The sequence below is a fragment of the Nitrospirota bacterium genome, assembly GCA_020851375.1.
Taxonomy (GTDB): Bacteria; Nitrospirota; 9FT-COMBO-42-15; order HDB-SIOI813; family HDB-SIOI813; genus RBG-16-43-11.
The window spans coordinates 1-11,096 of sequence record JADZCV010000018.1; the positions used below are offsets into that span (position 1 = coordinate 1).

The window sequence follows — 11,096 nt, forward strand, 5'->3', positions numbered from 1 at the left end:
TCAGAAAATCCCGGGCTCGTAGGACCTTTTCAGGATGATGTCGCTCATGCAGTCGTGTTGACAAATCTTACACGGGCACTTACTTAACCGGCAAGGCAGGGCTCACAAAAATCATGGGGTATACAGGAGCATTTTCAGGTGAACCGTCATGAGCCCTTCGACTGTTCGTCCTTCGACCAGCTCAGGACTTATGGCATATAGCAGCACGGCTCAGGGCTCACAAGGGGTCATGAAAAACGTCATTCCCGCGTATGCGGGAATCCAGACCGGGGGCCTGATTCTGGATTCCCACTCCCCGCTTAAATCATGCGGGAACAGGTTCCGTGGGAATGACGGGTTTATAGGAGCATTTTCGGATGAAACATTCCGGCTGGATAAAAAGGTCTCCGATGCTTTCAGCGAGGTCACACTTTGCTGTAGCATCCTGCAAAGGGAAGATATATGTCTTCGGCGGCGGTGGCATCGGTTTTTCAAGCCTCAACAGCACAGAGATCTACGATCCAGAAAAAGATGTCTGGACTCAGGGTAAAGACATGCCGACAGTGCGCTCAGGCACAGTCGCCGCTGTAATGGATAACAAGATCTGCGTCATGGGCGGTGGACTTAAACTCCAGGACGGGCGGTTTCAGTTCTTCAGGACAGTTGAGATCTATGACCCTGAAAAAGATACATGGAGGACCGGCCCGGACATGCTCATGCCACATGATTATCCGGCATCAGCAGTATACAATAACCGCATCTATGTCATTGGCGGGCATCATCCTGATGCTACAAACGGAGGCCCCATGACAGACCCCGGTTTCGCATTTTCCGAATCATTTGCCCCTGGGGATGCCTTCTGGCAGGAGATTCCCCCAATGCCTACCCCCCGTTTTGCACTTGCATCTGCAGTAGCAGACAACAGGATTATCGTCATGGGCGGCGCAGGTTTGAGGCCAGAGGGATTCACAAATTATGACCTGATGGAATCTTATGACCCAGCTGTAAACAAATGGGGTAATTCAGGGATGAGACTCCCATGGCCTGCCGCAGGCCTGGGAGCCGTGGTTCATAACAGCAGGCTGTATGTCATTGGCGGAAACAGCGGCAGTAAGATAGAAGACCGCTTCGCATGCCTTGAACCAGGCCACAACAAATGGGAAGAGCTTGAACCGCTGAAAAAGGGAAGAATCGTGATGGGGATGGCAACTATCGGTGATACCGTCTATGTCATAGGCGGCCGGGGACCGGATGGCAAGACCCCGGTTTCTGATGTCTGTTCACTTGACATGCGATGACACCCAGTTATCAATAGAAACCGCAATCTCTTCAGGTATATCAGTAAACCTGACTCCATAACCAGGTTCGAGTTTGCCGGCTTTACTAAACCTCCGTGCCCATATCACCTCGCACTGGCATCTGACTTTGATATCTGTATCCGGTATCTGAAAAGATATATTGAATCTGTCGCCAGGGTTACGGGGATTGATGGATGCAACAAACAATCCTCCCCTGCTGATGTCTTTTGCATAACCAAATAAAGGCTTTAGCAGGGCATCTTCAGCCACCTTAAAGATTATTATGGGATCCCTTAAATATCTCCTCTTGTCCGGCGGTTTTTGCGGTATTTCAATCTCATCTATGTCATCCATGTAACCCTCCGAAAAGCATCCATTCAGGACAGCATATTATCTGAGGAAATCAAACAAATCAAGACATTTGTAGCTGTTGGCCCCTAAGAACTACTTTATAAGCAATTACATAAAACCGTTTGACTCATCAAATCCAATATGTTAAAAAATAACACGAAAGGAGAAATAAGGCTATGAAAAATGATATCGGTAAAAAAAATATGATATTCGGTTTTGCCTATTTTATCACAACCTTATTGCTTGGCATGTATCTCGCTGCAACGGCAATGGAGGCAGGGCCTAACATGGAAGAAGACCCCTTGCATGATTTGTTAGGGACAGCCCATGCTCATGGGAACTTAGAATCGTTCCTGAACATTGTGATTGGTTATCTGCTGTGCAAACTCGATATTTCATCAGGACTGGCTCAGACCGTCAGTATACTCCTTATTATAGGGGCTATCTTTCATTCCGGCATGCTCTATCTGACTGGTGTTGGTGTTGGCTTTGCCATCAATCTTGCTCCAATAGGGGCAATTTCACTTGTAATTACGATGGCCATGATGGTTTATGTAGTTGCCGTAGGCTTTAAAAAGCAAACGGGTTCTTATTGAGGCCGCTTAATTCCGGCTCTGATTCGAACCCTTTATATTGGACAAGGACCTTGAACACATTGCCCATCCTGCCGGGCATAATAAGGTTTTTAATCAGGAGTCTTGCATTTAAGGCATCTGCTTCCGTGGATGCCTTTGCACTTATTTCCTCAATGCTTTTCCCTATCCCCAATCCGAACAGGAAGTGCATCTGGTCCGTAAAACCTGCGGTCTTGAGCCCGCAACTTTCTCCTGTCATCATGAGATTAGTAAAATCAACATGACTTGTCATGTCCTGCTCACCGATGTTGACAAAAGGGTCCTCAACTGTTCTGTGCTTATGATAGCAAAGAAGAGTCCCCTTACCCCGGTCAGGGGCATATAGTTCTTCTGCAGGGTAACCATAATCAATAGTTATTACAAATCCCTTTTTTAGCGCCCCGGCCACCCACCTCATCCATTCTACTGCTTGAAGATTTACCTCAGCCCGTTGTCCTTCAACAAGCTCTATCCCCAGTCCGGCAAGGTAGCCTTCAAGCTCCGGAGATGACGGGACATCGAGAGTCTCTGTAAAGGCCTCCCCCTTAAGGCCTACATATACCTCCCTCAATTTATCATCTCTCATTTCTACAATATGAACAGGAAATGCGTCTACCAGCTCATTGGACAGGAAACAGCCGGTAATACCTTTATTGAAAATTGGGTCTGAGGTGTCAGTCCAGATTACTTTATTTACATCAGAAGGTTCTGTCCCGGGCTGTTTGCTTCGCAGGCGCTCTTTCTGGATCTTTCGTAAAGAGGCACTCTCTTCTATAATAATATATTGGATTATCCGGTAAAAAGAAGGGAATTTATCCCGGGCAGCGTTTAGGATATCGTAACAGAGGGTGCCATCACCTGCGCCCATTTCGACAATGTAAAACTCATCGCCGCCTGTAAGGCGCCACATCTCGTTAATCTGCCTGCAGATTGATTCGCCAAAAACAGGATGGACTGATGTTGATGTGAAGTAGTCCCCTGACTTGCCTATCTTGACCCTTTCGGAGGCATAGTAACCGAGTTCAGGATAATAAAGGGCAACTTCCATGAACTCTGCGAATGGGATCTTCCCGCGTGATAAAATCCGCGCCCTTAGTATATCTCGCAGGTCTCTGCCATTTTCCACAGGTGCATTTTATACTATACACCGGGGCAGCACAACAGCCCTGTGAGAACGCAGTACAAAGACATCAATTGCGTTCGTATCAGCTGAGATAAGAAACTGTTACAGCCATGGCCAGATAAGCAACAAATAAGCCGGTTGATATTAATGCGTAAATTTTGAAATCGGTAACCACTCTAATCACCTCCCTTTCATCCTTGATTTTTAATAACATTATATAAATCGAAAATTAAATGAAGATTAAAGGGAGCAAATCCAGTTGACAGTAAAAAATCATCCTGTTAACGTAAGTTAATGCAGGCAAACCCTGGCATTCACCACGGTTAGGACAAAAAATGAATAGAATTGCGATCATCGGCGCAGGGAGGGGCGGGACTGCCCTCATCCATATTTTCAATGAGGACCCGCTTGTAAAAATCCTCAAGATAGCAGACGAGAATCTTACCGCACCGGGTATAAAACTCGCCAGAAAATCAGGGATCCCAACGACAAGGGACTTTCGAAAACTGCTGACACTAAAAAATCTTAACACACTCATAGATGTAACAGGAAGCCCTCAGGTTGAGCGCGAGATCAAGCGGCTTCAGCCTCCGGGCGTGGCAATCATAGGCGGTCTTGAGGCCAAATTCATGTGGCAGCTCATCGAGGCCAGGATCAAGAGCCAGGAAGAACTGAAAAAGAACCTTGCAGAATACCGTGACCTCGTGAGGCTGTATCTGCGCGATGCCAGGCACGCAGTGATGGAGGAACGGACGAGGATTGCACTCGACCTGCATGACGGACTTGTCCAGACCCTCATAGGATTAAACTACAAGCTCGATCTCCTTGAGCAGATGTCGGAAGACGCGACGCCCGATATCCGGTCACTCGCGAATGAGGTCAGGAGTCAGCTCAAAAAGGTCATCGAAGAGGCAAGATACGTTGTATTCAACCTCAAGCCCATCTATTTTGAGAAGACAGACCTGATACCGGCCCTCCGCAGTTATCTGAAAAGTTATGAAAAACAGTCAGGGATTGCGACAAGTCTTAAGATTGTCGGGAGTGAAGCGCGTATTCCACCAAGGACAAAGGTGTTTCTGTTCCGTATTGTTCAGGAATCACTCTCCAATGTTAAGAGGCATGCTCATGCCAGACAGGTAAGGATCGGCATACGTGTGAAGGCAAGGGACCTTACAACCATCATACGTGATGATGGAATCGGATTCAGTCTGAAGGAGACGAGCAACGACGTTGATAAATGGACCTCCTTTGGTGTGCGTGGAATCGAGGAGCGGGCTAAGCTCCTGGGCGGACATGCCTTAATTATGTCATCGCCAGGACAGGGCACTACGATCCAGGTGACACTCCCGCTTGATATGAGTGAACCGTCATGAGCCCTTTGATTTTTCCGCACGCACACAACTCAGGGCTCACAAGGGGTCATGAAAACATCATTCCAGCATAAGCGGGAATCCAGACCGGGGCCTGGTTCTGGATTCCCGCTCCCCGCTTAAATCCTGCGGGGACATGTTTCGTGGGAATGACGGGAAAACAGGGGCGTTTTCAGGTACAGATGTACAATAAGATTTTAAATCAGGGCTGCGATGGCTGAACATTTGGTTGGCAAAATACGTCTCCTTATCGTGGATGATCATCAGGTTGTCAGAGAGGGGCTGTCTTCCATACTCACGACCAGGGGTGACATTGATGTGGTGGGTATGGCGCGGGATGGCAGTGAGGCAGTGGAGAAGGCGCGGCAGTTGTCTCCTGATGTCGTGCTGATGGACATCAGTATGCCTGGTATGAACGGGGTTGAGGCAACCAGGCAGATTAAGCAGGAAAACCCGCAGACCGGCATAGTAGTACTCAGCATGTACGCTGAAGAAGAGTACATATTTGATCTTATTCGGGCCGGAGCTACAGGATATCTCCTTAAAGATTCAGATTCCTCACAGATAGCCAATGCCATAAGAGCTGTATCGCGGGGGGAATCTATGATCCACCCTGTGGTAGTAAGCAAGATACTCTCTGAATTTACCCAGTTATCATATTCTCATAGCATGAAAGAGGAAAAGGGTGGGAAAAGAAAATATGACCTTTCTGACCGGGAGATCACTGTATTAAAGCTTGTGGCAGAAGGCAAGACAAATAAGGAGATCGCCAAAGACCTTCGTATCAGTGAAAAGACAGTAAAAAATCACACCCGCAGCATCTTCCACAAACTAAATGTTTCTGACCGTACACAGGCCGCCATCCAGGCCATTAAAGAGGGCCTGATTGACATCCGGTAGCCATCATCAGAAGGCGCTGCCTGCGACATCAGTAGGCCTAAAGACCTAATGCTTCCTCCTGAAATAGGTCTTAATCCCTTTCCCTGTTACCCTTCCGGTGGATTGACTGCAGTGATAACAGGATATTAAATAGTAAAGACGATTATTCTCTAAAAGACCAAAGAAGGAGAACACAATGAAAGTTGGAATCCCAAGGGAAATACTGGCAAATGAAAACAGGGTCGCCGCTGTACCCGATAGTGTAGGAAAGATGACCAAAGGCGGCATGGAGGTACTGGTAGAAGCAGGTGCCGGTATCGCCTCCTGCATATCTGACGAAGACTATGTAAAGGCCGGTGCAAAGATATTAACCAACACTGAAGAGCTCTTCAGCGAATCAGATGTAATACTGAAGGTTCAAAAGCCGCGTCTCAATGATAAGACCAAGAGACATGAGATAGATATGATGAAGGAAGGGGCTGTGCTGATTACATTCCTTCAGCCAACGGCGAATCTGGATGTTGTGCTGAAACTTGCTGAGAGAAAGATCAGCGCCTTCTCAATGGATGCGGTCCCGAGGATATCCAGGGCGCAGATGATGGATGCCTTAAGTTCCATGAGCACTGTCGCTGGATACAAGGCAGTGATCATGGCGGCAAATGCCATGAAGAAGCTGATCCCCATGCTCTCCACTGCAGCAGGCACCATTCACCCTGCTAAGGCCGTGATTATCGGCGCCGGTGTTGCAGGACTGCAGGCCATAGCGACTGCAAAACGGCTTGGCGCCGTTGTCACCGGATTTGACACGAGACCTGCAGCCGGAGAGCAGATACGGAGCCTCGGAGCCGAATTCGTCCCCATGGACGTCGCACACGATGCTGCAGAAGATGCCGGAGGTTATGCAAAGGAGCAGTCTCAGGAGTTCTATAAACAGGAGCAGGATATCATCAGAAGGCATTCAAAGGATGCAGATATCATTATTACTACGGCACTCATACCTGGAAAACCGGCCCCGACCCTCATCACAGAAGAGATGGTCAAAGAGATGAAGCCGGGGTCCGTCATCGTTGACCTGTCGGTAGAACAGGGGGGGAACTGCTCCCTGTCCGAGGCAGGAAACGATGTCGTAAAACATGGGGTCACGATCATCGGCACTGTGAATCTGCCAAGCACATTGCCTGTACATGCAAGTCAGCTCTACGCAAGGAATATACTCAACTTTCTATATCTACTCGCACCGGACAAGAAGGAGATTAAGATGGACCTCTCTGACGAGATAATCAAGGGGTCACTAATCACCCATAACGGAGAAATTGTCAGTCCCGTAGTAAAAGAGGCTGTCGACAAGGCAGACATATCTTATCCACGAGGGCCAGTCAGCAGGAGTCACTGGTAAAAGGAGGATTTAATGGAGATAACAACGTTACTTATAGGCCTGTACATCTTTATGCTCGCATCATTCGTGGGATATATGGTGATCACCGGCGTGCCGCCGCTGCTTCATACCCCGCTTATGGCTGCTACAAATGCCATCTCAGGCATCTCGCTGGTGGCATCGCTCGTTGTTGCAGGCGCGCATTATAACCAGCTATCAACCATACTTGGTTTTGTAGCCGTCACATGCGCCACAATCAACGTAGTGGGAGGTTTCTACATTAATGACCGCATGCTCAGGATGTTTAAGAGGGAGAAGAAGAAATGAACAACTATTATCTGCTTGAAGCCGCATACCTGATCGCATCGGCCCTCTTCATCCTCGGGTTAAAATTTCTGAGTTCTCCGGAGACCGCGAGACGCGGGATGTTCCTCGCAGAGATAGGCATGGCCATCGCCGTTATTGGAACGCTCCTCCATCATGAGATCATAAGCTATGAATGGATCATCGCAGGACTCGTAATAGGGTCCATCATAGGAATCCCGATGGGCCGGGTAAAGATGACGGCCATGCCCCAGCGAATAGCCCTCTCCCATGCCTTTGGCGCCCTTGCCGCCGCCCTTGTCGGTGTCTCTGAATATTACAGGCATGGAGGTCAGGTAGATAAGATCGTCATGGCCGCAATAGGATTTGAGGTCATGCTCGGCGCATTGACATTTACCGGCAGCTTGATCGCTTCAGGTAAACTGCATGAAACAATAAAGGGCTCATGGTCTTATAAAGGCCAGAATATAGTAACCTCCGTCCTTCTGGCCTCACTTGCAGGTATGTTGATTTATCTGATCATCTCACCTGCTAATCCGGAAATTTTCTATATTATGATTGCCGTATCCCTTCTATTCGGTGTTCAACTGGTCATGCCCATTGGCGCTGCTGACATGCCTGTGGTCATCTCAATCTTAAACTCCTATGCAGGTCTTGCGGCTGTGGCTACAGGATTTGTCATACAAAACAAGGTGCTCATCATTGCCGGTGCGCTTGATGGCTCATCAGGCCTCATCCTCTCCATCATCATGTGCAAGGCGATGAACCGCTCTGCAGCAAACGTATTTTTTGGCGGATTCGGCCAGACATCTGCAGCAACAACAGCACCGGCGCCTGCAGCAGTCAAGGCCGCTGCCCATGCACCGGCCGCATCAGCAAAGGCGTCTGCCGATGACGGAAAACCGGCAGTTAAAAAGGTTTCCCCGGAAGAGGCAGCGTATCTCTTCAGGGAGGCGAAGTCCGTTATCGTTGTCCCTGGATACGGTCTGGCTGCTGCCCAGGCACAGCATGCAGTAGGGGAACTTGCTGCAGTCCTTAAATCACTGGAGGTATCGGTCAAATATGCCATCCATCCTGTAGCAGGAAGGATGCCGGGTCATATGAACGTCCTTCTCGCTGAGGCAGGAGTACCCTATACAGACCTGATTGAGATGGAAGAGATCAATCCTGAATTCCCTCATACAGACATAGCCATCGTAATCGGCGCAAACGATATCACCAACCCTGCTGCCCGTCATGACAAGAACAGCCCTATCTACGGGATGCCGATACTCGACGTTGACAAGGCAAAGAGGGTAATCGTGTGCAAGAGGAGCATGAACCCGGGCTTTGCCGGGATAGACAACGAACTTTATCTGAATAAGAACACCTGGATGCTCTTTGGTGATGCAAAAGACTCGGTCACAAAGGTCGTCACCTCAATGAAAGACCCGAACCTGAAGGCTGTTGCCCCTGTATCCGTAACTGCAGAGGAACCTGTAGCAGAGGGACAGTCTCCGGTCAGGAAGGTATCAATAGATGAATCCATCACGCTGTTCAAAAACGCAAAATCCGTGATCATAGTCCCTGGATACGGGATGGCTGCAGCCCAGGCACAGCATGTTGTAGGTGAATTTACTGAATTGCTCAAGGCAAACAATACCAAAGTCCAATTTGCCATCCATCCTGTCGCAGGAAGGATGCCGGGTCATATGAACGTCCTTCTTGCAGAGGCAGGTGTGCCCTATACTGACCTGATTGAGATGGAAGAGATCAATCCCGATTTCCCTGAAACGGACATAGCCCTTGTCATCGGCGCAAACGACATCACCAATCCGGTTGCCCGCCACGACAAAAGCAGCCCAATCTACGGGATGCCGATACTGGATGTGGACAAGGCCAAGAGGGTGATAGTGTGCAAGAGGAGCATGAACCCGGGCTTTGCAGGTATAGATAACGAGCTATACATATTGCCAAACACCTACATGCTCTTCGGCGATGCAAAGGCAAGCATCTCAAAGCTGGCAGACGCCTTTAAGAGTGTTGCAGCATAGATGAAAATGTCATTCCCGCCTACGCGGGAATGATAGTGTCCCCACTCCTCCTATCACTATTGAACGGTTCATGCTGAATCCGGCTCAGCACAGGTTTCAGGACGACACTTGAATTTGATTTTCGACGGGATGCGGTCTGTCAATTGAGCGGCAAGAATCTCGATGGGATGAACCGCCTCAAGACCTGTCCCCTGACGTATCTGCATATTGCACTTGGGGCAGTCGCTTGCAGCAAGGTGCGGCAGGCCCTCCCTGATCCCCTGAAGCATCGGTGTCCCGATCGTCATCGAGAGTTCATAAGTCGCCTCAGTATATCCCATGGGCCCTGCCAGGCCGCAGCAGCCCCGGTCAATCACCTCAACCTTCAATGCAGGAATGAGCCGCAGGAGCTCTAACGACGGCATCCCCATACCCTGTGCCTTCAGATGACAGGATACGTGATAGGCCAGACGCTGGTTCAATGGCATAAACGGGAGTTTGATTTCGCCTTTTTCGTGAAGCATCAGTACATATTCCGTAACCTCATAGACATGCCCTGTGAGAAAGTCCGCATCAGGCCCAGTCCACCCGGGATAATCCTGCTTTATCATCAGACTGCAGGGGCTTGAAGTAACAACGATATCGTAGCCAGCCTCCACATATCTCCGCCAGACCTTCAGATTAGAGGCCATATTCCCCCTGGCATCGTCAGGAAACCCCTCGGAGAGCTGCGGCAGTCCACAACACCGTTGAAATGAGGTAACCACGTCTATACCACACGCCTGCAACACCTTCAAGGCCGCCATCCCCTCCTGAGGCCTGTGGTAATTGGTATAACATCCGCAAAAGTACAATACCCTGCGCAACGGCCTGTTTGACGCACCCATATCTATTTTCTGAGTAAAAGGCCCAATCAACGGCTGCAGAAATGAGCGTGAACGGAAGGTCAGGAAACAGAATGACGGGAGGAGGCGCTTCCTGTGGATCCCTGAAATCCTCTGAAGGAGGCTTCTAAAGGCACGGTTTGAGAAGAGGAGATTTACTGCCGGTGCAAACCACCCAAGGGCAAACTCTACCTGATCAACCCTTTGAAATATCGTCTTGATCCAGGAAGGACGTCCGCTCCTCATCAGGTATGCCTTGGCGCTGATCATGATGCGGGGAAGGTCATACTTAAACGGACAGGCGCTCTTGCAGAGTTTACAGTCGTAGCAAAGTACGATCAGCTCCTCAGAGGCCTTCTCAAGAAGGCCTGTGCGGCCATATTGCTCCTCTTCTTCCAGTATACCAAATGCCTTCGGAAAAAAAGGACAGTATGACTCACACTGACCGCAACTATAACAGCTCTCAATCTGCCCCCGGAACTTCTCAGGGTAAAGCCGGTCTCTTTCCATAAGGATATACTAATTCAGACCGGAGATGAGGTCAATGAGTCCATAAACCAGGGGATTTGACTTAATCGAAAAAGTGACATAATTTATGATACGAGACAGCGTTATGAAGATCCAGGTTGAATGCTATTCAGGATACAAGGGCGAAGAGATGCCGCGACGCCTCATTATTGGGGCACAGGTAATAGGTGTTGTCAAAGTCGTAGACCAGTGGCTCGCCCCTGATCACCGCTATTTCAAGGTAGAGGGTGACAACGGTAAGCGGTTAGTTAACCGCACCCCTCAGAATTTCATGTTAGTGATGATGTCACGATCCGCATACTGCGGCAACAGCGCTTTGTAATCTTTATCACTTTGAGCCACAGGCAGGTTGTTAAAGA

General features: G+C 49.1%; 10 protein-coding genes and 1 pseudogene. 8 read left to right on the forward strand and 3 right to left on the reverse strand.

The window, feature by feature from the left end:
- Window positions 1–356: 356 nt before the first annotated feature.
- Entirely contained in the window at window positions 357–1,277 is a 921-nt protein-coding gene (locus IT393_03640) for a hypothetical protein (GenBank protein ID MCC7201746.1), read from the forward strand.
- On the opposite strand, the gene IT393_03645 is transcribed toward IT393_03640, so the two are convergent.
- Window positions 1,260–1,631: a PilZ domain-containing protein gene (locus tag IT393_03645; protein MCC7201747.1), complete on the reverse strand. Its 372-nt coding sequence runs from the start codon at window positions 1,629–1,631 to the stop codon at window positions 1,260–1,262. The two genes, IT393_03640 and IT393_03645, sit on opposite strands and share 18 nt — an antisense overlap.
- Before the next feature lie 173 nt (window positions 1,632–1,804).
- Here IT393_03645 and IT393_03650 point away from each other — a divergent pair, with 173 nt between their 5' ends.
- Window positions 1,805–2,224: a hypothetical protein gene (locus tag IT393_03650; protein MCC7201748.1), complete on the forward strand. Its 420-nt coding sequence runs from the start codon at window positions 1,805–1,807 to the stop codon at window positions 2,222–2,224.
- On the opposite strand, the gene IT393_03655 is transcribed toward IT393_03650, so the two are convergent.
- The gene (locus tag IT393_03655; GenBank protein MCC7201749.1) at window positions 2,199–3,368 is read right to left on the reverse strand and encodes an SAM-dependent methyltransferase; all 1,170 of its coding nucleotides are present in this window, start codon (window positions 3,366–3,368) and stop codon (window positions 2,199–2,201) included. The genes IT393_03650 and IT393_03655 overlap by 26 nt on opposite strands.
- 332 nt (window positions 3,369–3,700) lie before the next feature.
- Between IT393_03655 and IT393_03660 the strand changes: the two genes are divergently transcribed.
- The 5 genes and pseudogenes from IT393_03660 (at window position 3,701) to IT393_03680 (ending at window position 8,749) form a co-directional block, all read left to right on the forward strand.
- Window positions 3,701–4,738 (forward strand): sensor histidine kinase, encoded by a 1,038-nt coding sequence (locus tag IT393_03660; GenBank protein ID MCC7201750.1) that lies wholly within the window; start codon window positions 3,701–3,703, stop codon window positions 4,736–4,738.
- A gap of 210 nt (window positions 4,739–4,948) precedes the next feature.
- A complete protein-coding gene (locus IT393_03665) occupies window positions 4,949–5,635 on the forward strand; it encodes a response regulator transcription factor (GenBank protein MCC7201751.1) in 687 nt (228 codons plus the stop codon).
- A gap of 175 nt (window positions 5,636–5,810) precedes the next feature.
- Window positions 5,811–7,010, forward strand: a complete 1,200-nt coding sequence (locus IT393_03670) for a Re/Si-specific NAD(P)(+) transhydrogenase subunit alpha (GenBank protein MCC7201752.1) — start codon at window positions 5,811–5,813, stop codon at window positions 7,008–7,010.
- Between the two features lie 12 nt (window positions 7,011–7,022).
- Window positions 7,023–7,316, forward strand: a complete 294-nt coding sequence (locus IT393_03675) for an NAD(P) transhydrogenase subunit alpha (GenBank protein MCC7201753.1) — start codon at window positions 7,023–7,025, stop codon at window positions 7,314–7,316.
- Window positions 7,313–8,749: pseudogene (locus IT393_03680) on the forward strand (NAD(P)(+) transhydrogenase (Re/Si-specific) subunit beta). Before IT393_03675 ends, IT393_03680 begins: the two are co-directional and overlap by 4 nt.
- 665 nt (window positions 8,750–9,414) lie before the next feature.
- Here IT393_03680 and IT393_03685 read toward each other — a convergent pair.
- Complete coding sequence (locus IT393_03685) at window positions 9,415–10,719, reverse strand: anaerobic glycerol-3-phosphate dehydrogenase subunit C (GenBank protein ID MCC7201754.1); 1,305 nt, start codon at window positions 10,717–10,719, stop codon at window positions 9,415–9,417.
- 85 nt (window positions 10,720–10,804) lie between these two features.
- Here IT393_03685 and IT393_03690 point away from each other — a divergent pair, with 85 nt between their 5' ends.
- Entirely contained in the window at window positions 10,805–11,059 is a 255-nt protein-coding gene (locus tag IT393_03690) for a hypothetical protein (protein ID MCC7201755.1), read from the forward strand.
- Window positions 11,060–11,096 lie beyond the last annotated feature (37 nt).

Excerpts from the sequence above, each read along its gene's own strand:
- IT393_03640 (MCC7201746.1), top strand. The coding sequence starts at position 357 with ATGAAACATTCCGGCTGGATAAAAAGGTCTCCGATGCTTTCAGCGAGG.
- IT393_03645 (MCC7201747.1), bottom strand. The coding sequence starts at position 1,631 with ATGGATGACATAGATGAGATTGAAATACCGCAAAAACCGCCGGACAAG.
- IT393_03650 (MCC7201748.1), top strand. The coding sequence starts at position 1,805 with ATGAAAAATGATATCGGTAAAAAAAATATGATATTCGGTTTTGCCTAT.
- IT393_03660 (MCC7201750.1), top strand. The coding sequence starts at position 3,701 with ATGAATAGAATTGCGATCATCGGCGCAGGGAGGGGCGGGACTGCCCTC.
- IT393_03665 (MCC7201751.1), top strand. The coding sequence starts at position 4,949 with ATGGCTGAACATTTGGTTGGCAAAATACGTCTCCTTATCGTGGATGAT.
- IT393_03670 (MCC7201752.1), top strand. The coding sequence starts at position 5,811 with ATGAAAGTTGGAATCCCAAGGGAAATACTGGCAAATGAAAACAGGGTC.
- IT393_03675 (MCC7201753.1), top strand. The coding sequence starts at position 7,023 with ATGGAGATAACAACGTTACTTATAGGCCTGTACATCTTTATGCTCGCA.
- IT393_03685 (MCC7201754.1), bottom strand. The coding sequence starts at position 10,719 with ATGGAAAGAGACCGGCTTTACCCTGAGAAGTTCCGGGGGCAGATTGAG.
- IT393_03690 (MCC7201755.1), top strand. The coding sequence starts at position 10,805 with ATGATACGAGACAGCGTTATGAAGATCCAGGTTGAATGCTATTCAGGA.